23 protein-coding genes are annotated in these 22,144 nt (G+C 44.0%); 11 read left to right on the top strand and 12 right to left on the bottom strand.

Annotated elements, in window-relative coordinates:
• Nucleotides 1-62: 62 nt before the first annotated feature.
• Both JN178_RS17760 and JN178_RS17755 read right to left on the bottom strand, forming a co-directional pair.
• Complete coding sequence (locus JN178_RS17760) at nucleotides 63-1,298, bottom strand: EAL and HDOD domain-containing protein (protein ID WP_202262661.1); 1,236 nt, start codon at nucleotides 1,296-1,298, stop codon at nucleotides 63-65.
• A 177-nt stretch (nucleotides 1,299-1,475) separates the two neighbouring features.
• Nucleotides 1,476-2,708 carry an EAL and HDOD domain-containing protein gene (locus JN178_RS17755; protein WP_202262660.1) on the bottom strand — a complete coding sequence of 411 codons (1,233 nt, stop codon included), beginning with the start codon at nucleotides 2,706-2,708 and terminating at the stop codon, nucleotides 1,476-1,478.
• 518 nt (nucleotides 2,709-3,226) lie between these two features.
• Here JN178_RS17755 and rpoH point away from each other — a divergent pair.
• The gene (rpoH, locus tag JN178_RS17750; protein WP_159627563.1) at nucleotides 3,227-4,081 is read left to right on the top strand and encodes an RNA polymerase sigma factor RpoH; all 855 of its coding nucleotides are present in this window, start codon (nucleotides 3,227-3,229) and stop codon (nucleotides 4,079-4,081) included.
• Between the two features lie 113 nt (nucleotides 4,082-4,194).
• Here the strand turns inward: rpoH and JN178_RS17745 are convergent, their stop codons facing one another.
• From JN178_RS17745 to pip, 3 genes are all read right to left on the bottom strand, one after another.
• A complete protein-coding gene (locus JN178_RS17745) occupies nucleotides 4,195-5,109 on the bottom strand; it encodes a bifunctional GNAT family N-acetyltransferase/hotdog fold thioesterase (protein WP_159627561.1) in 915 nt (304 codons plus the stop codon).
• A 116-nt stretch (nucleotides 5,110-5,225) separates the two neighbouring features.
• Nucleotides 5,226-5,663, bottom strand: coding sequence for a D-aminoacyl-tRNA deacylase (gene dtd / locus JN178_RS17740; protein WP_202262659.1), 438 nt, complete (start codon nucleotides 5,661-5,663; stop codon nucleotides 5,226-5,228).
• Nucleotides 5,660-6,637, bottom strand: a complete 978-nt coding sequence (pip, locus tag JN178_RS17735; RefSeq protein WP_202262658.1) for a prolyl aminopeptidase — start codon at nucleotides 6,635-6,637, stop codon at nucleotides 5,660-5,662. Before pip ends, dtd begins: the two co-directional genes overlap by 4 nt.
• 188 nt (nucleotides 6,638-6,825) lie before the next feature.
• Here pip and JN178_RS17730 point away from each other — a divergent pair, with 188 nt between their 5' ends.
• Both JN178_RS17730 and JN178_RS17725 read left to right on the top strand, forming a co-directional pair.
• On the top strand, nucleotides 6,826-7,062 hold the full coding sequence (locus tag JN178_RS17730) for a hypothetical protein (protein WP_159627555.1): 237 nt from the start codon (nucleotides 6,826-6,828) through the stop codon (nucleotides 7,060-7,062).
• Between the two features lie 4 nt (nucleotides 7,063-7,066).
• Complete coding sequence (locus JN178_RS17725; RefSeq protein ID WP_202262657.1) at nucleotides 7,067-7,705, top strand: DUF2959 domain-containing protein; 639 nt, start codon at nucleotides 7,067-7,069, stop codon at nucleotides 7,703-7,705.
• Between the two features lie 81 nt (nucleotides 7,706-7,786).
• Here the strand turns inward: JN178_RS17725 and JN178_RS17720 are convergent, their stop codons facing one another.
• Together JN178_RS17720 and metF are read right to left on the bottom strand one after the other, a co-directional pair.
• A complete protein-coding gene (locus JN178_RS17720) occupies nucleotides 7,787-8,671 on the bottom strand; it encodes a virulence factor BrkB family protein (protein WP_202262656.1) in 885 nt (294 codons plus the stop codon).
• Between the two features lie 118 nt (nucleotides 8,672-8,789).
• Nucleotides 8,790-9,677 carry a methylenetetrahydrofolate reductase gene (metF, locus tag JN178_RS17715; RefSeq protein ID WP_159627549.1) on the bottom strand — a complete coding sequence of 296 codons (888 nt, stop codon included), beginning with the start codon at nucleotides 9,675-9,677 and terminating at the stop codon, nucleotides 8,790-8,792.
• A gap of 161 nt (nucleotides 9,678-9,838) precedes the next feature.
• Here metF and metJ point away from each other — a divergent pair, with 161 nt between their 5' ends.
• Nucleotides 9,839-10,171 (top strand): met regulon transcriptional regulator MetJ, encoded by a 333-nt coding sequence (metJ, locus tag JN178_RS17710; protein ID WP_159627547.1) that lies wholly within the window; start codon nucleotides 9,839-9,841, stop codon nucleotides 10,169-10,171.
• 84 nt (nucleotides 10,172-10,255) lie between these two features.
• On the opposite strand, the gene JN178_RS17705 is transcribed toward metJ, so the two are convergent.
• Nucleotides 10,256-11,494, bottom strand: a complete 1,239-nt coding sequence (locus JN178_RS17705) for a malic enzyme-like NAD(P)-binding protein (RefSeq protein ID WP_159627545.1) — start codon at nucleotides 11,492-11,494, stop codon at nucleotides 10,256-10,258.
• A 423-nt stretch (nucleotides 11,495-11,917) separates the two neighbouring features.
• Here JN178_RS17705 and JN178_RS17700 point away from each other — a divergent pair, with 423 nt between their 5' ends.
• Nucleotides 11,918-12,232, top strand: a complete 315-nt coding sequence (locus tag JN178_RS17700) for a hypothetical protein (protein ID WP_202262655.1) — start codon at nucleotides 11,918-11,920, stop codon at nucleotides 12,230-12,232.
• Between the two features lie 67 nt (nucleotides 12,233-12,299).
• Here the strand turns inward: JN178_RS17700 and rpmE are convergent, their stop codons facing one another.
• Nucleotides 12,300-12,512, bottom strand: coding sequence for a 50S ribosomal protein L31 (gene rpmE / locus JN178_RS17695; protein ID WP_071816133.1), 213 nt, complete (start codon nucleotides 12,510-12,512; stop codon nucleotides 12,300-12,302).
• A 236-nt stretch (nucleotides 12,513-12,748) separates the two neighbouring features.
• On the opposite strand from rpmE, the gene priA reads away from it, so the two are divergent.
• The 3 genes from priA (at nucleotide 12,749) to JN178_RS17680 (ending at nucleotide 16,511) form a co-directional block, all read left to right on the top strand.
• Nucleotides 12,749-14,932 (top strand): primosomal protein N', encoded by a 2,184-nt coding sequence (gene priA, locus JN178_RS17690; protein WP_202262654.1) that lies wholly within the window; start codon nucleotides 12,749-12,751, stop codon nucleotides 14,930-14,932.
• 144 nt (nucleotides 14,933-15,076) lie between these two features.
• Nucleotides 15,077-15,655 carry an SPOR domain-containing protein gene (locus tag JN178_RS17685; protein WP_202262653.1) on the top strand — a complete coding sequence of 193 codons (579 nt, stop codon included), beginning with the start codon at nucleotides 15,077-15,079 and terminating at the stop codon, nucleotides 15,653-15,655.
• 85 nt (nucleotides 15,656-15,740) lie between these two features.
• The gene (locus JN178_RS17680; protein ID WP_202262652.1) at nucleotides 15,741-16,511 is read left to right on the top strand and encodes a hypothetical protein; all 771 of its coding nucleotides are present in this window, start codon (nucleotides 15,741-15,743) and stop codon (nucleotides 16,509-16,511) included.
• 57 nt (nucleotides 16,512-16,568) lie between these two features.
• On the opposite strand, the gene JN178_RS17675 is transcribed toward JN178_RS17680, so the two are convergent.
• The 3 genes from JN178_RS17675 to JN178_RS17665 all read right to left on the bottom strand — a co-directional run bounded on the left by JN178_RS17675 (nucleotide 16,569) and on the right by JN178_RS17665 (nucleotide 18,858).
• Complete coding sequence (locus tag JN178_RS17675; RefSeq protein ID WP_202262651.1) at nucleotides 16,569-17,336, bottom strand: substrate-binding periplasmic protein; 768 nt, start codon at nucleotides 17,334-17,336, stop codon at nucleotides 16,569-16,571.
• Nucleotides 17,337-17,437: 101 nt separating this feature from the next.
• A complete protein-coding gene (locus JN178_RS17670; protein WP_202262650.1) occupies nucleotides 17,438-18,106 on the bottom strand; it encodes a DUF4386 family protein in 669 nt (222 codons plus the stop codon).
• A gap of 110 nt (nucleotides 18,107-18,216) precedes the next feature.
• Entirely contained in the window at nucleotides 18,217-18,858 is a 642-nt protein-coding gene (locus JN178_RS17665; RefSeq protein ID WP_202262649.1) for a DUF1294 domain-containing protein, read from the bottom strand.
• Between the two features lie 236 nt (nucleotides 18,859-19,094).
• Between JN178_RS17665 and hslV the strand changes: the two genes are divergently transcribed.
• The 3 genes from hslV to JN178_RS17650 all read left to right on the top strand — a co-directional run bounded on the left by hslV (nucleotide 19,095) and on the right by JN178_RS17650 (nucleotide 22,039).
• Nucleotides 19,095-19,619, top strand: a complete 525-nt coding sequence (gene hslV, locus JN178_RS17660; RefSeq protein ID WP_159627529.1) for an ATP-dependent protease subunit HslV — start codon at nucleotides 19,095-19,097, stop codon at nucleotides 19,617-19,619.
• A 107-nt stretch (nucleotides 19,620-19,726) separates the two neighbouring features.
• Nucleotides 19,727-21,055: an HslU--HslV peptidase ATPase subunit gene (gene hslU / locus JN178_RS17655; protein WP_202262648.1), complete on the top strand. Its 1,329-nt coding sequence runs from the start codon at nucleotides 19,727-19,729 to the stop codon at nucleotides 21,053-21,055.
• A 405-nt stretch (nucleotides 21,056-21,460) separates the two neighbouring features.
• Nucleotides 21,461-22,039: a hypothetical protein gene (locus JN178_RS17650; protein WP_202262647.1), complete on the top strand. Its 579-nt coding sequence runs from the start codon at nucleotides 21,461-21,463 to the stop codon at nucleotides 22,037-22,039.
• Nucleotides 22,040-22,144: the final 105 nt, after the last annotated feature.

The following is a 22,144-nucleotide window of genomic DNA, read 5'->3' as shown; positions in this document are numbered from 1 at the left end:
CTTAAAAAACAGCGTAATTAAAAAAGGCCCTTGTAGGGCCTTTTTCCGTTTTATAATAAATGCTAAGCAATGGCGCGCGGGTAATGTGATGAAATGGCACTTCTTACGCCGTTACCCCATACAATGGCCTGATTGTACAAAACGTGAAGCTGCTTTTGGTCAATATCCAATAGCTTTGCTTGCTTAATAACATTCATCCAAAGGGCACTTTCAAAAGCTCTTACTAATGTCATGTAACTATTTAATTCAACATTCTTACCCAGCAAGGCGTCGTTTACTTCTTCTGATAGTGGAAGCTGCTTTAATATGTCTGTCATTGATTGGTCAAGCAGACCTTCTAGCAGTGAAAACAAACCAACCAAAAATGAAATAGGCGGGTTGTTTTTGAGTCCGCGGCGTTCAGCAAGCAAGTCGAAAAATTTGGCGCGAACCAGAGACATGTGGATAATTTCAAGCGGCTTTTCGTCACCTAAATTCGTTAGGCTTAGTAGCGCGATAAACTTCTTAATCTCTACTTCTCCCATGTAATTCAATGCATGGCGAAGTGAAGTGATTTTGTATCGCTTATTAATAGTAGGGTTATTGATAAACTTCAGTAGTAAAAAGCTTAATGTCGCATCGCGCTCAATAATTTGACTGATGCGCGCAATGTCAAAGTCAGCATTAGCGCTTTCGCCCATCAAGTCCACGACATTCATTTTCGATGCTGGCAATTGTCGAAGAATTCGCGCTTCTGGCTGAGAGAAAAAATACCCTTGGAAGAAGTCAAAGCCTAAGTCAACGCACGTTGAAAAATTGTCCTGAGTGTTAACTTGCTCAGCGACCAATTGTACATTGGCATCGTGATAACGGGGGATCTGCTTCTCAATGGTCTCAAAGCGACCCTTTGTAACGTCAACTTTAACGATATCAATAAGTGGAAAAATGTCGTGTTTTGAGCCCACCATCATAGGATCGTCAATGGCCAGCTTAAATCCCAATTGCTTTATGTGCTGACACGCTTCAAACAAACCACTACTTGTGTCGGTAGGGTCAGCAAGCTCTACCACGACAGAGTCGGGGTTCAAATTTGTAGGGAAGCGAGAAATAAGTGTGTCTGAAGAAAATGTGATGAATGACTTTTTCTCACCACAGATGTCGTCTAAACCCAGAGGGTGAAACTGCTCGGTAATAAACTTCGATTTTTCTTCGCTATGCTCTGGATAAGATCCACTCTTACCGTCGCGAAAAAGCAGTTCGTATGCAAAAACACTTTTGCTTTTATCTAATATGGGCTGACGGGCAATAAACGCGAACATAATTCTTTCCTGATTCAACATGGTAGCGCGTGCCTAATAAGATTTGATTGCCTATCCTTTGGCGCCAAACCGGCTCAAACGCATTACTTAACTCTATGAGCCTGCTTAAAAAATAGCAGCTCTTTTTGTAGTCTAAGATATGTAAACGCAAACTAACAACTATTGTTGTTATTAATTCTACTCATTATTGTCGTTAAGCGCTGCGTTGTGCATATGTTTCGCCCATTTTATTGCTTCATTGTAGTAGCTATGAAGTAGGCTTTGTTTTATATCATACTTCACTGCAAACTGCTGAATACCAGCCCATTTTGCGCGTTCGAAGTACTGCGACAGTGTGAGGCAGTTGCGCAGCAAACCCGGTTTTCCACACAAAGCATCTTTTACCTCATCGCTTATTGGCACTTTACTCACCAGATCTTCAATACTTTGTTCCATCATGGCATCAAGTAGCGATAGTAAGCCTGTCAAAAAGCCTGTCATTGGGTCGTCATTGCTATGAATTTTGGTGTACACCAATTCACAAAATTTAGCGCGAACCAGTGCCATTTGCATGAGTTCGGTTGGTTGACCATCATTCAAATTCGCAAGCGCAAGCAACGAAATAAACTTCTTCACTTCTAGCTCGCCCATAAAGGTTAAAGCGTGTTTAAGCGAAGTGATCTTGTGACGTTTGTTGACTAAGGGGTTATTGATAAAGCGCAGTAGCAAATAGGTTAATGATGGATCGCGCTCAATAATTTTGTTCACTTCATCAAAGTTGAGTTTGCTTTGACTACTCAATGTCATTAGCTGCATCATTGTTAAGCTGCTCGGGCCTAGCTTTCGATGCCGAACAATTTCTGGTCGAGCTAAAAAATAACCCTGAAAATAGTCAAAACCCATTTCTTTGAACTTTCGAAACTCTTCGTAGGTTTCGATTCGCTCAGCGACGAGTTTTATTTTTTTCGATTTAAAGCGTTCTACAAGGGCGGGAATTTTGTCGTGAGGGATTTCTGTAATATCGATTTTGACAACGCTAGTGAAAGGGATGAAGTCCTCCCATTTCCCTTTCATATCATAGTCGTCTAGTGCAATCGGGTAACCTAACCCTCTGATGTGCTTGCATGCCGCGACAAGTGCATCATCCACCTCAACTGTCTCGACCACTTCTATGACGACTTTGCTTGCATCAAGCGATGTGGGAAAGCGAAACATGAGGGTGTCACGGTGAAAATTAATAAACGCCTTCTTATCACCGGTAATTTCTTCTATACCCAAACTCAGGTGAGTGGAGGTAAGAATTTTCGACGTTGCCTCATCAGGAGGAATATCAGGGAAGCAGTTTTCTTCGCCAATTCTAAAAAGTAATTCGTAGGCGTAAACTTCGCGATTTACATCGAATATAGGTTGTCTAGCGACATAAGCAAACATCAAATCCCTCTTTGCTGCATGAATGGCATCCCTTATACATCGACTTGTTTTTTATAGTTTGTGTCTAAAGAAAAGCGCTGCAGCGGTAGTAGTGCAAAAAATCGATTACATCAATCTATTATTTTCAGTTTCCATTGCGAAAAGCAAGACATATCATGTGTTACAACAAGTCAAATAGCCTAATTGATACTAATTGATAAGTGAAGCGAGAGAATACGGTAGTTTTCATCACGCTGAGATTAGCGGTAAACAAAAATTTATTCGCGTCCGTATAATACTACTGTAATAAAAAGTCGTATTATTAAGTTCAACTCTCGCACTTTATAAGCGTTCTTGTGACCAAGTTAGTTTATAGGTGGGAGTATCTACAGAAATTTGAACTTTTTTTCTACATGTAGGTCTTGATATTGTGTGAAAAGTCACTATACCTACATATCGGTTAGACTTCATATCTTAATTAGGTCTCGCGCGGCTTCAGTTACTTTGCTAATATGAAGCGGCAATAAATGAGGTGAACAATGAGCAATAATTTGCAATCTATGGCCCTGTCAGTGCCACACAGCGGTAGCATCGAAGGCTACATTCAAGCTGTAAGCAGCATTGATATGCTTAGCGCTGAGGAAGAGCGCGAGTTGGCAGTGCGCCTTCGCGAAGACGAAGACTTACAAGCCGCTCGAAAGCTAGTAATGTCACATCTTCGTTTTGTTGTGCACATTGCAAAGTCTTATTCAGGTTACGGCTTGCCACAAGCTGATCTAATTCAAGAAGGTAATATCGGTCTGATGAAAGCCGTTAAGCGTTTTGACCCTACAGTGGGCGTTCGCTTGGTTTCTTTTGCGGTACATTGGATTAAAGCCGAAATTCATGAGTTTGTACTTAAAAACTGGCGAATCGTTAAAGTTGCGACCACGAAGGCACAGCGTAAGTTGTTCTTTAATTTACGTAAAGCGAAGAAACGCCTTGGCTGGTTTACACATGATGAAGTACAGACGGTTGCTGACGAATTGGGTGTGAGTACAAAAGAAGTGCTTCAAATGGAAGCGCGTATGAGCAGCCAAGACCAAGCGTTTGATTTAACGGCAGATGAAGACGAAACGGGTAATTTTGCACCTGTTCAATACTTAGAAGATAAATCTTCTGACGTAGAAACTGATGTTATCAACAACGATTGGGATAAAGCCGCAAGTAAGCGCCTATATTCAGCCATTAAAACGCTTGATGAGCGCAGTCAAGATATTATCGAGACGCGTTGGTTGGCAGATAACAAGATTACGCTGCAAGATTTAGCTGACAAGTACCAAGTGTCTGCAGAGCGCGTTCGTCAAATTGAAAAGAACGCGATGAAGAAGCTGCAAGCAGCAATGGTAGCGTAAAGCTATTTTAGAGATACAAAAAAGCGCCTGAACGGCGCTTTTTTATTATCTGTTGAATCTGTCTTAAATAGCGTTGAGCTGACTACCACAGCTATTAAGCTTGGATTTAACGCTCACTCTTCTTCGTTCTTAGACGGGGGAAGTACCCAAAATACACCTTCAAATTCCGCAACAGGGTTATCTCCATCAAGGATCGCCACACTCAGCTCAAAGCGTGCTTTATGGTTCTTCTCTAAAGGCTTAAACTTCCCTGACAGCGTTTCGATATTGCAGATTGCACGTGGCTTCATGGTAATGGGTTTGTGATAGTGAATGTCACCGTCGCCAAGCACGATGTCACCGTCTAACCCGCGCTCTTTTAACTGCAGGTAAATCATGCCCCATCCCGTAAGGGTGGCCAATGAAAAAATACTGCCAGCAAACATAGTACCGTGAATATTGATGTTTTTATTCAGTGAAGCGCGGGTCTCTAAGGTTCTGCCAGTATACTGATAAAGCTTAATACCCATGTGCTCAGTGATAGGTATAGTTTCTGTCCACGTATCTTGTAGCGTCTTACACCATTTAGGGTGCAGCACAAGGGTGTTGTTTTCAGAAAACTTCTTCACCATTTGCTGACGTTTAAGCATACCCAATTCGTTAGGCGCTTCTCTCTCAATCTCAAAGCCACAGGCACTGAAAAAATCGATAGAGATTTCTCGGCTATTGGTTACTGCGCGAATTGCCCCTAAGTCTTTAGCAACGTTCTCAAGTGCTGCCATCATCATTTGCCCCAACCCTTTTCTAAGATGTTCGGGGTGTACGGCAATATGGCGAATTTGCGCCTCTTCAGCCGTGTTTAAATGCACGCGACCGCAGGCAACAATGTCGCCATTACGGTTAGTAATAATGCGGTGTTCGGCAACTTGCTCATATTCATCTTTTTCCGACCCAGGAGGGAAGTTCCAAGGCTGGCGTAAATGCTCCCAGCGAAAATGAAAATAAGCGTCAAACTCGGCATCGCTCTTTGGCGTTACAACCTTGTACACAATAAACCGACCTTTTTGTAAAAGTGAATTGCTATTTAAACGTAACCGTTACGTCGGCACAAGTTTAAATATGTAAGCAGAAATACGTTGAAGCAATGGTGTAACACTATCGTGAGTTACACCTGAAAATGAAATGTCACGGGTCCATCGTTGATAAGGCCCACTTGCATATCAGCACCAAATTGCCCTGTAGCAACGCGCATTCCTTTTTTATTGAGTGCTTCGATGAATTTATGATAAATCGCCTCGCCATGTTGTGGAGTGGCGCCCCTGGAAAAGCCTGGACGGTTGCCTTTTTGAGTATCGGCAACTAGCGTAAACTGCGACACAACTAAAATTTCACCACCAATTTGCTCGACATTTAAATTCATCTTACCGTCTTCATCACTAAACATGCGATAACGGCATAATTTGTTAGCGAGCTTTTCAATTTGCGCGTCGCCATCGTCTTTTTCAACACCAAGTAACACCAGCATGCCTTTACCAATTTCGCCCACAATTTCGCCGGCTACTGTGACATTCGCTTGTGAAACGCGTTGGATTAGTCCTATCACTTTTTTGACTCCCGAAGAAAACGCGACATATCGCGGGTTGCTCTGCACAAAGCGTACCCAATACTGGGCTCAGATGTGCTGTGTCCCGCATCTGGAATAATCTGCAATTGACTTTGAGGCCATGCTTTGTGAAGCATTTCTGCGGCTTCTGTCTTGCAGATCATGTCGTATCGACCGTGAATTATAGTGGCGGGAATATGGCGTATTTTGTCTATATTATCAAGGATATAGTTCTCGGGGATAAAGCATTTATTTGAAAGGAAATGGCATTCTAGCGTGGCTAGGCAGGTGACTAACTGCATGGGATACTGAGAAGTACAATCGCCAACGCCAGGCGGTAGCGTAATACGCGATAGACGTTCTTCCCATTGATACCACCGTTTTAGTGCGGCATGACGCAACACTTCATTGTTTGAATGCACGGCTTGGCTGTAGAAATCGCAAACCGCGGCGGTAGTGATAGGCTCTGGAATATCTTTAGTGAATTTCCTGTAGTACTCAGGGAACAGTTGTGCTGCGCAACCTTGAGGAGAAAGAAACCAATCTCTATCTTGCTGTCTTGCCAGAAATACACCGCGTAATATTAACCCTGTCACCCTTTGAGGATATTTAATCGCATAAAGCAAAGCTAGGGTAGAGCCCCACGACCCACCAAACAGCAATAGCTGAGAAATGCCTAAGTGCTCGCGCAATACATTAATATCGTTGACGTTGTTTGCCGTGTCGTTATTTGATGTTGAGGCTAAAGGGGTAGAGCGGCCACAGCCACGCTGCTCGTAGCCTATAATGCGATACTTGTTGCTGTCGAAAAAACACTTATAGTTGGGTGGCAGACCTGCACCGGGTCCACCGTGAACAAACAATACAGGTATCCCGTTAGGGTTACCACTTTGCTCGAAGTAGAGCGAGTGCCCGCTTCCTACGTCTATAAATCCATTTTGATAGCAGGTGACATCGGGGTAAAGTCGTTTCATTTTGTTTCTGCGCGTTGTGCGAGTGCCTGTTTTAGTTTAATTTATCATTATAAAGACTTACGCGAGCTTACCGCTTTCACCTTCCTAACGCCGAATCTTGTTGGTTGTTTCACAAAAAGATAAACGCTAGAAAAAGTGTTATGCGTACTAGCTAATCACATTATAGTCATAAATGCGAGGATGTTTATATGGCAGGTCAAGGATCAGGTGGTAACGTTATTGCCGCTATCTGTAACTTTTTTATCCCTGGTTTAGGGCATTTAGTACAAGGCCGCATTTTAGGGGCGTTGTTTTACTTCGTTGCGGTAGGTGTGTCTTATGCACTTGCGGCCACCGTGGTGTTAGCCGTTGTATTTTGGCCTTTAGGTGTCATTTTACATTTGATTTGTATTATCAGCGCAGCGCGCTACAAGGGTGGAGATTAGGCTAATGAAACTCATAGCATCAGTCTTTGTGGCAATGGTAGCCCTTAGCGGTTGTCAGTCTGCTTACTATGCGGCATGGGAAAAGGTTGGCGTAGAAAAGCGCGATATCTTAGTAGACCGTGTTGAGAATGCCAAAGAGTCACAAGAAGACGCGCAAGAGCAGTTTAGTTCTGCACTTGAAGCATTTAGTGCTGCGGTTGCCTTTGATGGCGGTGAACTTGAAGATGTATATGACCGTTTAAACGGCCAGTACGAAGATAGCGTAGCGGCTGCCGAAGAGGTGAGTGCTCGTATCGATAAGGTGGAAAGTGTTGCCGAAGCGCTCTTCGATGAATGGCAGGAAGAGTTAGAAAAGTACCAAAATGCATCGCTTAAGCGTGATAGTGCTGCAAAGTTGCGTGAAACGCAGCGTCGTTATAAGTCGCTTATGAGCGCTATGCGAAATGCTGAAAGCAAAATGCCGCCAGTATTAACGGCCTTACAAGACAATGTGTTGTATTTAAAACACAATCTAAATGCGAGTGCAATTGGTGCACTGCAAGGTGAATTATCAACTATTGAGAGCAATGTTGCTCAGCTTATTCGCCAAATGAACTCAGCCATTGCCGAGTCTGATGCGTTTATTGCGTCAATGAAAAACTAATAGCAGATCTATGTGGAAAGGGAGCAGTAGCTCCCTTTTTTTGTGCGTAATTCACGCGCTAGATAGCTTCTATCCTCACACCTATTCTTGAGGGACCTTTCTGGGCTCGTGTTCCGCTTTTCTATTCTCAAATGCTTCACCCAAACTACACGTGAATTCGGCACCAAATAACACGATGATCCACGACAAATAAACCCAGAAAAACAAGATGGGTATAACCGCAAGTGCACCGTAAATTAACTCATAAGAGGGAAAGTTGGTGACGTAAAGTGCAAAACCTGACTTTGTCATTTCAAATGCAATAGTGGCAACTAACGCACCCGCGAAAGCGTGGCGCGCAAATACCCGTCTGTTTGGCACTACCATATACAAAATAGCGAACGCGATCATGGCGGCGCCGCTAGGCACTAAACTGAGCAAGAAAGTGCCAAGGCCTGGTGTATATTCTTCGGTGAATGCAGCAAGCCCTGTTAGATATGAACTTACGATAACACTCGAGCCAATAAGCATGGGGCCAAGCGTTATAACCATCCAATAAATCGCAAACGTATAGATGATGGGTCTGTCACTTTGCGTACGCCAGATTCGATTAAGAGTTTTATCGACATTTGAAATAAGCAAAAGTGCAACGACGAGCAGTGACAAAATACCAATGGCACTCATTTGTGACGCATTTCCCACAAAGTCAGTCATGTATTTGTGAACAACATCACTGGCGGTTGGCACAAAGTTACTAAAAATAAAGTGCTCGAGCTTGCTGCGTACCGATGCGAATGCGGGAAACGCTGACATTATGGTAAACGTCACCATTATAAAAGGGACAAGCGAGAGTAAAGTGACATAAGCCAAATGCCCAGCGGACACCGCAATATTGTCTTCTTTGCAGCGCTTAATAAAGATATCAAAGAGATCTTTGACTTGCGGGGCAACGTCCCTATATATGGCTTTTACCCTGTCTAAATCCACGCTAGCTCTCCTGATAACACTCAATGACTTAAGATAAGAATAAGGTGCACCTGCGCGCACCTTATGAAATGTTAACTGTGAGAAGACGTTGTAGCAAAACTTTTGTGTAAAAAGCTATTTATCCGTTCCCGCGCACTCCAAGCATGTGACAAATGGCATAGCTCAACTCACTGCGATTAAGCGTGTAGAAGTGAAAATGCTTAACGCCTTCTTTTGCCAACACTTTAACTTGGTCCATGGCAATGTTGGCACCAATAAGGTTACGTGTTGCTTGGTCGTCCTCATCTAATCCGTCGAACATTTTATGTAGCCAACCTGGTACGTGCACATTGGTAAACCCGGCAAACTTCACCAAAGTTTGGTAATTGGTAACAGGCAATATACCTGGCACTAGGTCTAGGTCTACACCTGCTGCGGCGGCACGGTCTCTAAAGCGTAAGAATACGCTGGTATCAAAAAAGAACTGTGAAATGGCTTCAGTGGCACCCGCTTCAGCTTTGCGCTTCAAATTCAGTAGATCGAATTGAGCGTTAGGTGCTTCAGGGTGTTTTTCAGGATACGCTGCAACTGAAATGTCAAAATCAGCCACGTCTTTTAGCAATGCGACTAAGTCTGACGCGTACATTTCTGTTTTATCGACTCCCGGTGGTAAGTCACCACGCAGGGCAACAATACGGCGAATACCTGAGTCCCAGTAATCTTGCGCAATTTGCTTTAATTCCTCACGGCTTGCATCAACACAGGTTAAATGCGGCACAGCAGCTACGCCTGTTTGTTGTTGAATGCGCTTTACCACATCGTGTGTTCTATCGCGCTCGCCACTGTTTGCACCATAGGTTACTGACATATAACTTGGTTTTAGCGGCGCAAGACGCTCAACTGATTTCCAGAGTGTTTTTTCCATGGCTTCGGTTTTTGGTGGGAAAAACTCAAAAGACACATCAATATCACGCAGCTCTGATAGTGACTGATTTAATGCATCGATACCCTGTGCGTAAGAAACCATGGCTTATTCTCTCAAAATAGTAATCATATAGACGTTTAGACGTCTAAATTAAAGAATATATGTCTAGACGTCAAGAGGTTTACACTGCTCAATTGACCTTTTCGTGAACTTGTTTAGAATTTCTATTCATAACATAAATAAGAGTAGACCGAGTTAGTACAATGGCAGAATGGAACGGTAAATATATTCACCCCTACGCAGAGCATGGTAAAAAGAGCGAACAGGTTAAGAAAGTCACTGTTTCTATACCCATTAATGTGCTTAAAGCGTTGACAGACGAACGCACTCGTCGGCAGATAAACAATTTACGACACGCAACCAATTCAGAGTTGCTGTGCGAAGCATTTCTACACGCATTTACAGGGCAACCCCTGCCCAATGATGATGATTTGAGAAAAGACAATCCTAATCGCGTGCCGGCAGAAGCTAGACGAATTATGGAAGAGATGGGCATTGACCCTAGTTTCGAGAATGACGTGACAGAAGACGCGTAAGCGAAGACTAATCAATTGTTGGCCATAGATAATAAAAACGGCGCTTAAGATAAGCGCCGTTTTTATTAGAGTACGAGTAAATTGTTATTCAGCATTTGGTGTTTGCACGATGCGCGCTACACCAGACTCAATAGCGGCTTTTGATACCGCAGACGCGATACGTTCACACAAGCGAGGGTCCATAGGCTTCGGGATAATATAGTCCTTACCAAACGTTAAACTCTCACTTTTACTTGCCGCAAGTACCTCTGCTGGCACCTCTTCTTTAGTGATAGCGCGCAGCGCTTCAACCGCGGCCACTTTCATCTCATCGTTAATGGCTTTAGCACGCACATCCAGTGCACCACGGAAGATGAATGGGAAGCACAGTACGTTGTTTACTTGGTTCGGGTAGTCCGAACGGCCAGTGGCCATAATTAAGTCTTTGCGTACTTCGTGCGCAAGTTCAGGCTTTATTTCTGGGTCTGGGTTTGAACAAGCAAACACAATTGGGTTTTCAGCCATTAATGCTAACGTTTCTGGAGGCAGTACATCTGGACCAGAAACGCCTACAAATATATCGGCGCCTTCCATTACGTCTTCAAGGGTGCGCTTGTCGGTATTATTTGCAAAGAGCTTTTTATGTTCGGTTAAATCCTCGCGACGAGTGTGAATAACCCCTTTTCTATCGAGCATGTAAATACGCTCGCGCTGCGCGCCGCACTTAATAAGCAGCTCCATGCATGCAACAGCTGCTGCGCCTGCGCCCATGCACACTATCTTGGCGCTCTCTATCGACTTACCTTGAATTTCAAGGGCATTAAGCATACCCGCAGCGGTAACGATAGCTGTTCCGTGTTGATCGTCATGGAACACAGGTATATTACAGCGCTTGATAAGTTCTTGTTCTATTTCAAAACATTCTGGCGCTTTGATATCTTCTAAGTTGATACCGCCAAACGTGTCTGCAATGTTGGCTACCGTGTTAATAAACTCTTCGGTAGTTCTGTGCTTAACTTCAATATCAATGGCATCGAGTCCAGCGAAGCGTTTAAACAAAAGCGCTTTACCTTCCATTACAGGTTTAGATGCTAAAGGTCCAAGATTACCCAGTCCTAAAATAGCAGTACCGTTACTAATAACAGCAACCATATTGCCTTTCGCTGTATACTTATAGGCATTATCAGGATCTTCAGCTATTTCTCTGACAGGCTCGGCAACGCCGGGACTATAGGCGAGTGCAAGATCGTCAACGCTATCAGCCGGGGTAGAAAGCTCCACGCGAATTTTTCCCGGCGTGGGTTTAGCATGGTAATCAAGTGCGCGTTGTCTAAAATCTGACATGTAAAATGGTATCCTTAGATGTAGGGTTCATCGGTGTCTTCGCTCACGCCTTGTACGCATTTTTATCGTTGTTATTGTTAATGTTACAGCAAGGGTTACACGACGTTTTTGTTAGAATTAATCCAGCCTTAGCTGGTGCACAGGCAATAGTAAGGTATTATTCACAAAATTAATACTCACTATATCGCTTGTTGATCGCAACTCTAACACAGCCTTTCACTGTGTACATATCTGATCAGAATTCTCATGTACCAATGTAGGTGACGCGTACTTATTAGACCAGTAATATAGCGCTATAATTGCCATTCATATGATTTATTAATGGCATCGACCTCATACGTATACTGTATTTTTAAATGTGGGGGAGGTGGGTAACAAAAACAGTCTTATGCAGTTGGCTGTAATCGTTCAGGAGAAGTATTTGTGACTGATAGAAAGCTTGTTAACGTGCTTACTGATGTGTGCGAAGCGGCTAAGAAAGACGGTGTTGGCTTTGTGTGGCTTACCCACACTGGACACTGGCGTGCGCCTCATGTCGTTGCGGTGTTTCAAACTGAGTCGCAGCGCAACGCGGCAATTACCTCGCAGTGGAATATGGACTTTATAAACAGTGTGAATATTGCTTTAGAGAGTATTAAGTCTCAGGCTGCTTCAATACGTTTTGATAGCGAGGAAAAATGTCAACGGTTGAGTGGTGGCAATTGGGACAGGCATTTGCAAACTCATCACTTGCATTAATGTCTAGGCAATAAAAAAGCGCCATATAGGCGCTTTTTTAATATCGATACCGATAAAGGTAATGGGCTTATTTTTTGCCCAATGCACCGAAACGCTTCTTGAAGCGATCAACACGACCACCAGTATCAACGTTACGTTGCTTACCAGTGTAGAATGGGTGACAAGAAGAACATACGTCTAGGTTGATGTCTTTACCCATTGTTGAACGGATTTTCATTACGTTACCGCAAGAGCATGTTGCAGTGATTTCAGCGTAGTCTGGGTGGATACCTTGTTTCATGGGATTACCTCACATAATAAGGCCGTATCGCTATACAACCCGAAGTTGCACACCATACGTAACTTTATATTCAAATGATAAGTCGTTCAAAGAACAGCCTATCGCAAAAGAGCGGCGCATAATAAAGGAAGGCCGTGTATTGATCAAGCGGTTTTTGTATGGCGAATGAGCAGGGCAACCTGTATCATCAGCGGTTGCTTGTAACACGTGTTTCAAAAGGCTGACAAAAATCCACTATGGCATTTATTCAAGTCGCAGTACCTGCACCATTAAGACAACTATTCACTTACACGCATATCGCATCACTAGATAAAGGCGTGCGGGTGGTGGTGCCCTTTGGGCCACGTAAACTCGTTGGTGTGGTTGTAGGTACAGTGCAAGAAGCGCATGTGGAAAATGTTGAAAAATTAAAGCCTATTGAAGATGTCATTGATGATAGGCCCATCATTGATGATGTACTGCTTAAAATGGCGCAGTGGCTATGGCAATACTATCACCACGCGCCGGGCGAAGTATTACACGCCATGCTACCGGTACTGTTGCGAAAAGGTGAATCTCCTGACCCTACAGCACAGGAAATGTTGGTATTAAGCGAACAAGGGCGTGCTGAGAGTGCAGATACACTATCCCGAGCCCCTAAGCAAAAAGCATGTTTTGAAGCGCTTTTAAAGTCACAACTACACGCTTCTCAAGCTAGAAAGTTATATGGCGCGCCCGCGGTAAAGGCACTAATTGATAAAGGAATGGTGACGCTTGATGCCATGGTTCCCACCTTCATCGAGCATGGATGGCTTTCTACACTGCACATAGGTGAGAAGCCTGTGCCTGATACCGAACAGTCGGTTGCTATTGCGGCGCTCAATCGTCAGCACGGCAGTTTTGCTGTTAGCTTACTTGAAGGTGTGACCGGAAGTGGTAAAACGGAAGTTTACTTGCAGGCCATTGAGCCATTGTTAAAAGAGGGCAAGCAAGTACTCATACTGGTGCCCGAAATTGGGTTGACCCCGCAAACGGTTGCGCGTTTTGAAAAACGTTTTGGTATTGAAGTGGGCGTATTGCATTCACAAGTACCTGATAAAGCGCGTTTGCATGTTTGGCAGCGCGCACGTGCGGGTGAACTGGGTATTATCATAGGAACGCGGTCTGCCATTTTTACGCCGCTCAAACACCCAGGCATGATCATTGTAGACGAAGAGCATGATGAATCGTTTAAGCAGCAGGATGGTCTGCGCTATCACGCCCGCGACCTTGCAGCGATGCGTGCAAAACAGCATAACATACCGTTATTGTTAGGCAGTGCAACACCAGCGCTTGAAACCCTCAATAATGCGCTTAGTAATCGCTACGCACATCTTCAGCTAACGAAACGAGCAGGTGGCGCATCAAGTACGCATCAGCATGTGCTTGATGCGCGCGATCAACCCATTCATTACGGCATTTCGCAAGGTCTACTTACCATTATGCGTCAGCACATAACAACGGGAAACCAAGTGTTGGTGTTTGTAAACAGGCGAGGCTATGCCCCAGCAATGCTCTGTCACCATTGCGGTGAGACGGTAATGTGTAAGCGATGCGACAGGCCCTATACCGTGCACAAGGCGCAGAATCGTTTGCAGTGCCACCACTGTAGCAGCACTCGCGCAATGCCAAATAATTGCGAAGCGTGTCATAGCAGCGAGCTAGTCACTGCAGGTACGGGCACAGAGCAGGTTGAGCAAGGTTTAGCCTCACTGTTTCCTGGGGTAAAACAAGTACGCATAGACAGCGATACTGTTCGTGGCAAAGATAAACTTCATCAAACGCTAGACGCGATAAACAAGCGCGAGTACCAACTATTAATAGGTACTCAAATCTTGTCTAAAGGACATCACTTTCCTCACGTTACCTTGGTGGCTGTGCTTGATTGTGATGGCGCTTTATTTAGCGCAGATTTTCGTGCGCCTGAAAAACTTGCGCAGTTGGTAACCCAGCTGGCGGGTAGAGCGGGGCGTGCCAGTAAACCAGGAGAAATGTGGTTTCAGACCCATAACCCTCAACATCCGTTACTGCAAGACTTGGTGCACAATGGTTATGGGCATTTCGCGCGTCATGCATTAATGGAGCGTAAAGCGGCTAGGTTGCCGCCTTTTATCAGCCAGTTTGTTATTCGAGCGGAAGCAACTGACAGCGCACTGGCGTATCGTTTCTTACAAGGCAGCAAAGCAATTTTCTCACAACAGCAGGCAATTGAAATGAATGGTCCGTTTCCTTGTTTAATTGAGAAACGACAAGGGCGTTTTCGATTTATGTTGGTGTGCAGCCATGAAAAACGCGCGCCACTGCACAGTGCATTAAGACTCGCGCTGCCCTTTTTACAGGCGTTGCCACAGGCGACGAAAGTACGCTGGTCAGTTGATATCGATCCAACTGATTTCAGTTAGCTTGTTGCGCAGCAATGCGATAGAATTTTTATCAGCGATAGTGCGCATCGCTTGTATAGCTAACTTCGTTTTACATTATTTTAATTGGTATACGACGTTTCTTACGACAACGAAAAACGATAACAAGTAGGAATTTTGCCAACTATGGCCCAACGCGATTATGTCTCTCGTGGACGCTCTACACAAAAAAAGAAACCTGTAAGCCAAGGTAAAAAACCTGCGGCTAACGCACAGATGAATTCGTCTGCTTCTCCCAAACTACCTATTATCCGTTTAGTTGGCGTGTTTGCGCTTGTTATTGGTTTTGGCGCGTTCTTATGGTCTATCAAAGACAATGTGGAAGAAGACGTTGATACACAAGCAGCTCGCCCTGTTGCACCTACAGAAGAAGCTCTACCAGAATTACCTGAAGAAGAATGGGAATACATTAAAACCCTACCTGGCTACGAGGTAGAGGTTGAAGTAAAAGAACAAGAAAAGTCAGACAAACGCTACTTAATGCAGTGCGCATCATTTAGAACCCGTGCACAGGCTGAAGAAATGAAAGCGAAAATTGCGTTTCAAGGGTTAGAAGCGCTAATACGTCACAGTACAGGAAGTAATGGCGATTGGTTTAGAGTGATATTAGGTCCGTTTGAGTCTAAACGCGACGCTGAAAAAGCAAAACATAGCCTGCGCAAAGTGAATATAGCAACGTGCCAGATTTGGTACTGGAACTTATAGGTCACTGTTCACCTAAATAAGCCGGCAGAAACGCACCCCAAAGCAAAAAGGAATAGCAAAAAGGAATAATAAAAAGGACGTAAAAATGAATAGCCGTACGCACAATGCCGGCAGTGTCGAGCAAGGTCCTGACTATTCGCGTTATAGTGTAGAGGACCTTGAAGATGTGCTGGAGAATATCGATCAACGCGCTTATCCAGACCGTTACGCGGCGGCGCAAGCTGCACTTGCACAAAAGAAATCATCCGCAGAAATGTATAAGGGCGAACAGATAGAAGGTGAGGATAGCGACAAACCTCTAGTCAAGCCCAAATGGTCAGAGCGACATGTTGTCACTCGATGCTGTGACATCATAATACTTGTGTTATTCCTCGGGCCAATAATGACGCTTTTCACCGACTTTAGTGTGGCAAATCGTTGGTTGGATAACTCCTCGTGGGCAATATATGCACTAACCCTATTGGTAGGGTGGCTATGGTACACCTCGCTCTATGTCGATAAGCTACAACTACAGCAATTAAATAGCAGTGTGCGCGGTAAAATATCCATAGTGACAATGCCCTTACTGGGTGCGCTCTTTAGTTTGTTCTTAGTGGATGATACGTTGCCCTATCTACTGCATAGCGTTTCTGCTTCTCATGTGGCAGAGCATAAAGTGAAGTATCGAAAAGGGGATGCTGCAAAGCATTGTCGCTACAAAGTGCTGCTTGAGGATACCAAAACCTTGTCTCATGACAGACTGTGCCTAGCCGCAGAAGAATTCAAACGCTTGCCTCGAAAAGGTACGTTAGTGCTGAAAGGTGCCGAAAGCGCTTACGGGTTTAAAATTGAATCTTATCAACTGTCATATCGTTAATTGACGTTGTGAACTGTTATTCCCAGCTCGTTAGTCGCAGCTCTTTAGTCCTATCTGTTAGTCGATGCCGCTTGGCGTAAGTACTGCAAACTCAGCTAACCCTGAGCGAGCATAATGCGAACCATATATTTCTTCGAGTTTGCCGCTATCTCTTAAAAGTGGCATTGTGGCGTCAAAGTGCGCAGCAAGCGCCTTACCGCGTGGGGTATTCTTAAATGCCAAATATAACTTGTCTCCTTCTCGTATGGCTTTGTGGTGAATTCGGCCATGGTATGCCTCCAAGTAATTAATGTCGTAATCGAGCATATAATCGAGACGCCGATTTAACACAAGTTCAAACCCTGCTTCTATTGTGTCTAGTGGGTACGCGCTTTCAATATTAGGAAATAGCGAATCAAAGCCGTAGCCCTTTCGCCAAGCAACTTGCTTTCCTACAAAAATCTCGTCGAGATTATCTGAAGGTGGCGAATCGGGTCGATAAAAAATATGAATAGGCAGGTCAGTATCTAAAATCCACGTGGCATAAACCGCGTCGGGTAAGTCGTGTTGATATACACCAACCATAACATCGGCTTTATGCTGTTTGAACTGATTCAGTGCGCGGGGGTAAGTGCTGGTTTGATAGTGAATTGTATAACCGTCGAATACCTCGTCAAGCAGTTCGAAGTACACGCCGGTATTGTCTCTGTTGGTAAACTCTTTCCAGTAAGCCGCTGAGACTACAATGGGGCGTTCATTCGTATTCGCAAATGCGGTGCTGCTAAATAAACATGCCGCCCCACAAAGGCTGGAAATAAATACTGAGAAAAATACGAAGTAACGCAATGTATTGCTGCCTATAATTTTTGTTATCCGTATTTTTTAGTATAGACACCAATGCTTCGCAACCCCAATTAGAGATTGTTGTTCTTTGTTGCGCACAGTGCTTATTGCTTAGCGCTAACCATTGCAATACCCAACCACACAAACCAGACAATCTGTCCTAAACCAAAAATCGCCGTAGAGGCTTCAAATACCATGTTTCCAGTTAACAAAGATAAACCGGAAAACAGGGTTAATATACCGGCAATACCTACCGCAACACCAATGACGTGAAGTGCTTTTGTATAAACATTGGCCTTTATACCCATAAAGCTTAATATCAGCACCCATATGGCGCCGAGTAATTCTATGCCACCGCCAAGTGCATCAACTACGATATCCACACTCTTAAGTACCACTACCGCGCTGTCTTCGTCGGTATCGGCGAAGTTGGCTAAAAAGGGCAAGCTAACTAAGAAAATAAAAGTGCTTGCCAGTACAAAGGTAGCCCAAATGTGACCCAGCGCGCCGGTATATTTCGCAAAATTAGGCATACTCGATTTAAAACGCGCCTCAAGAGATTGATTGAGTAGTAGCAAACTCAAACTAAACACAATGCCTATCACAATATACCCAAGAAAGAAGGTATCTCGTTGTGAGATTAAAAAGTGAAGGTGACCTTTGTTAGAGCTATCTGAAGGCGCATCTAGCAGCCCAAAGAAAAGTACAAAGCCAAAAAGATAAGTGAGGGCACATATAATTGCAGCTATGCCACCGGCGCGTTGAAGTTGCATACTATTAATCTCAAGGTGAACCGTAAACGTTTGCTATTACGCGATATAACAACGCTGGCGGCAACTATGATTTGTAACAAGTGTTGTCACCGCCTATGCGCTATTTACCGTTAGCGATTAAACAGTGACGTTAACGCGCCGTTAGGTAATGCAGGGATATCGATGATGTTAAAAGCAACAAGTCCAAGGGCAGTAAGGTTTAGCAGTACAAGGGCCCAATAGACTCGCATAAACTCAGCTTTACTGCGCTTGTGCTTAAATACGTGCTGCGCCACTAGTGCGCCTGGCCAGCCGCCGATAAAGCCGAAAAAATGCAGCTTTGCTTCAGATATTCGCCAGCGGTTTTTCTCTGCCGCTGACTTGTCGATGGCATAGAGCAAAAACGTTACACCGCTTATTGCACAATACGCAAAAATTAGGGTGGCGGGTAACCTATTGAAGAAGGTCAAAAGTGCCAGCGCTATGGCGAAACACGTTAGAAAGACAGTAGTAAACTTGTTTTTAGCCGTGTGCTTAGCAGACGTTATCCGCTTGGCCTTATAATCTTTTAATAAGTTGATATTGTGTGCTTGATAACTACCTTTGTTGTCTTTTTTCAGCTCATACACAATGATATCGCCATTGACGGGCCGTCTAGAGCGGTTGGAAAAGGCCTTTATATGGGCAAAAGCGCGGGTGCCGCCTCCGTTGGGCTCGACAAAACCAAACCCTTTAGCATCGTCCCAATGCTGAATTCGTCCTTGATACTTCATTACTACTCCATGTGTTTTTGAACGGTTATTCACGCTGAAGTATGCGCGTTATGCGTTACCTGTTCAATGTGTTTTACCGCACATACACTTTTTTACTGTTTACGCGGTATGCACTTAATTAGGTAATACCCTTGAAATTAACCAGCCTTACCCCACTTTAATTGTTATTGAATTTATACGCTGTTGCCTTTAAAGCAATTTAAACGCGGCAGCGCCCAGCTAAACGGGGAATTAACGTGACAACGATTGTATCTGTACGACGTGGAAATCAAGTAGTGATGGCGGGCGATGGCCAAGTATCACTAGGCAATACCGTAATGAAAGGTAATGCACGCAAAGTGCGCCGTTTATACCACGACAAAATACTGGCTGGCTTTGCTGGTGGCACTGCCGATGCCTTCACGCTATTTGAACGTTTTGAAGCTAAGCTTGAAGCGCACCAAGGGCATTTGACCAAAGCCGCCGTTGAACTTGCCAAAGACTGGCGAACCGATCGCATGCTTCGAAAGCTTGAAGCTTTACTGGCTGTGGCCGATGAAACGGCATCATTTATTATTACCGGAAACGGCGATGTAGTGCAGCCCGAACAAGACCTTATTGCCATTGGTTCTGGTGGTAACTACGCACAAGCTGCCGCTACTGCCTTGCTTAATAACACTGAGTTAAGTGCAAAAGAAATTGCTGAAAAATCGTTAACTATTGCTGGTGATATTTGCGTATTTACCAACCATAGCCAAACTATTGATGTACTAGATTACTAAGTAACGACGCTGCTTAAACGCAACAACATGTCGTTATCTGCTGTGTGCGCTCGCATTCTTGTTATTAACTTACGCGCACAATGCACTTGTTAGAAAAGGGTTTATTCATGTCTGAAATGACACCAAGAGAAATTGTTCACGAGCTAGACCGCCATATCATTGGTCAGCAAGATGCAAAGCGTGCGGTATCTATTGCACTGCGTAACCGCTGGCGTCGCATGCAGCTTGAGCCAGAGCTGCGCCAAGAAGTCACACCTAAAAACATTCTTATGATTGGTCCTACGGGTGTGGGTAAAACCGAAATTGCACGTCGTCTTGCTAAGCTGGCTAATGCTCCTTTTATCAAGGTAGAAGCCACCAAGTTCACCGAAGTGGGCTATGTGGGCAAAGAAGTTGAAACCATCATTCGTGATTTGGCCGATATTGCCGTAAAAATGACGAAAGAAAACGAAATGAAGAAAGTGAAATTTCGCGCAGAAGAAGCTGCGGAAGATCGCATTCTTGACGTGCTTATTCCACCGCCAGAAGACGCGTGGGGAAATAAAGAAGACGTTGAAGATCGCGGCACGCGCCAAGCATTTCGTAAAAAGCTTCGTCAGGGCGACCTAGACGACAAAGAAATTGAAATTGATGTGGCACAGCCGCAGGTGGGCGTTGAAATTATGGCGCCTCCAGGCATGGAAGAAATGACCAATCAGCTTCAGGGCATGTTCCAAAACTTGTCTGGTTCGCAAAAGAAAAAGAAGAAGCTGAAAATTAAAGATGCGTTTAAGCTATTGGTTGAAGAAGAGGCTGCACGCCTAGTAAATCAAGAAGACTTAAAAGAAAAAGCCATTGAGTCGGTAGAGCAGCACGGTATTGTGTTTATCGATGAAATTGACAAAATTTGTAAGCGCGAAGGCAATACGTCGGGCGATGTGTCGCGTGAAGGTGTTCAGCGTGACTTACTGCCTTTGGTAGAAGGTTCGACGGTATCGACTAAGCACGGCATGGTAAAAACCGACCACATTTTGTTTATTGCATCAGGCGCATTCCAAATGAGTAAGCCGTCTGATCTTATTCCAGAACTACAAGGTCGTTTACCTATTCGCGTTGAACTTGCAGCACTTAAAGTTGGCGACTTCAAGCGCATTCTTACCGAGCCAAATGCATCGCTTACACAGCAATACATTGCACTAATGAAAACCGAGGGTGTGGACATTAGCTTTGATGATTCTGGTATTCAGCGCATTGCTGAAGCTGCATGGCAAGTTAACGAACGCACTGAGAACATTGGTGCTCGTCGTTTGCACACGGTGCTAGAGCGCTTAATGGAAGATATTTCGTTTGATGCTTCTGAAAAAAGCGGCGAGAGCTTTGTGATTGATGCTGACTATGTGAATTCTCACTTAGAGACACTGGTAGATAACGAAGACCTATCGCGCTTTATTTTGTAATTCGCGTTTTGTATATTTTGAAAGCCCAGCGTCATGCTGGGCTTTCACAATTCTATAGCGGATACACTGTAGGAAAATAAATGGTTCTACATCGTACGCTAAGCTATTTGTCGCCTTTACAGTAATAAAGAGCACCACTTTTTAAATTAGGTCTTTCTATCCAGGCTCATTGTACCTACGCCCATGTAGTGAAAGACAGAAACTTACATAAGATTTGGGGGTGTAAAAAAATTATGAAACAACAAAGGCTTACCCGGTTTTCAACTATTACTAGAATCCCTACGTTACTGTATAAGAAATGGAAAGTTTGAGTATTATCTTAAAAAATGAGTTGGTTTATAAATTCACTTAGATTAACCTTAGAGACGATAGGAGTTGTCGCTGTAAATTAAAAAGGAAATTTAAATGTTACTAAAAAAGAGTGTTTTGTTTTTGTTGTGTTGTTCTATGGCCTCGCTTTCGGGGTGCCAAATAACTGGTAGAGCAAAATATGAAGAAGGCCCTGTCCTAGTCGAAGTTGAAGGTTCAGCTGGTGACGGTGCCAACCTTATCGACGAACTTCTTGCTCCCATCTCCTATGCACTTGCTTCTGCAGGCGTTATTTCCGAATCTGATTGGGATTCATTTGATCCAGATTCATTCTACATAGAGGTAGAAGGTCAAAATTCACAAACAGTAGCTTCAAGAGCTAAGGTTTCGTTAAGTGACGGGAACTACTTGCTAGCTACAAGAAATTTCTCGGTGACACGCTCTGGGAACAGGTTTTATCTCGCGGATTCAAACTCATTTAAACAATGGGCTTCTGCATATAAAGACTCAGCTGATAAAATTGCGATAGAATTAAATCGAGAGACTACGTATTTTGGTCAAGGGTCATCAAAAACGACAGTCGTTTATGACAATAATGTGATCGCTGTTGCAACTGAATATCATATTTGTACTGATGAAGCTGGTGAAAATCAGTTTATTTGTACTAAATCATAAATAGACGAGACTAAAGCAGCAATGCAACTCCTATCCTCTTTTAGGTGTATAGTCCTGATTATTTTGGCAGGACTAATCGTCGGGTGTTCTATTTACCCGACCTAT

It is taken from the genome of Alteromonas sp. KC3, assembly GCF_016756315.1.
In the GTDB taxonomy this organism is placed as follows: Bacteria; Pseudomonadota; Gammaproteobacteria; order Enterobacterales; family Alteromonadaceae; genus Alteromonas.
This window is presented reverse-complemented; position numbering and strand designations above follow the sequence as displayed.

Bases quoted from the DNA above. Each gene is read 5' to 3' on its own strand.
- JN178_RS17760 (WP_202262661.1), bottom strand. From the start codon at position 1,298: ATGTTCGCGTTTATTGCCCGTCAGCCCATATTAGATAAAAGCAAAAGT.
- JN178_RS17755 (WP_202262660.1), bottom strand. From the start codon at position 2,708: ATGTTTGCTTATGTCGCTAGACAACCTATATTCGATGTAAATCGCGAA.
- rpoH (WP_159627563.1), top strand. From the start codon at position 3,227: ATGAGCAATAATTTGCAATCTATGGCCCTGTCAGTGCCACACAGCGGT.
- pip (WP_202262658.1), bottom strand. From the start codon at position 6,637: ATGAAACGACTTTACCCCGATGTCACCTGCTATCAAAATGGATTTATA.
- JN178_RS17730 (WP_159627555.1), top strand. From the start codon at position 6,826: ATGGCAGGTCAAGGATCAGGTGGTAACGTTATTGCCGCTATCTGTAAC.
- JN178_RS17725 (WP_202262657.1), top strand. From the start codon at position 7,067: ATGAAACTCATAGCATCAGTCTTTGTGGCAATGGTAGCCCTTAGCGGT.
- metF (WP_159627549.1), bottom strand. From the start codon at position 9,677: ATGGTTTCTTACGCACAGGGTATCGATGCATTAAATCAGTCACTATCA.
- metJ (WP_159627547.1), top strand. From the start codon at position 9,839: ATGGCAGAATGGAACGGTAAATATATTCACCCCTACGCAGAGCATGGT.
- JN178_RS17705 (WP_159627545.1), bottom strand. From the start codon at position 11,494: ATGTCAGATTTTAGACAACGCGCACTTGATTACCATGCTAAACCCACG.
- rpmE (WP_071816133.1), bottom strand. From the start codon at position 12,512: ATGAAACAAGGTATCCACCCAGACTACGCTGAAATCACTGCAACATGC.
- priA (WP_202262654.1), top strand. From the start codon at position 12,749: ATGGCATTTATTCAAGTCGCAGTACCTGCACCATTAAGACAACTATTC.
- JN178_RS17685 (WP_202262653.1), top strand. From the start codon at position 15,077: ATGGCCCAACGCGATTATGTCTCTCGTGGACGCTCTACACAAAAAAAG.
- JN178_RS17680 (WP_202262652.1), top strand. From the start codon at position 15,741: ATGAATAGCCGTACGCACAATGCCGGCAGTGTCGAGCAAGGTCCTGAC.
- JN178_RS17670 (WP_202262650.1), bottom strand. From the start codon at position 18,106: ATGCAACTTCAACGCGCCGGTGGCATAGCTGCAATTATATGTGCCCTC.
- JN178_RS17665 (WP_202262649.1), bottom strand. From the start codon at position 18,858: ATGAAGTATCAAGGACGAATTCAGCATTGGGACGATGCTAAAGGGTTT.
- hslU (WP_202262648.1), top strand. From the start codon at position 19,727: ATGTCTGAAATGACACCAAGAGAAATTGTTCACGAGCTAGACCGCCAT.
- JN178_RS17650 (WP_202262647.1), top strand. From the start codon at position 21,461: ATGTTACTAAAAAAGAGTGTTTTGTTTTTGTTGTGTTGTTCTATGGCC.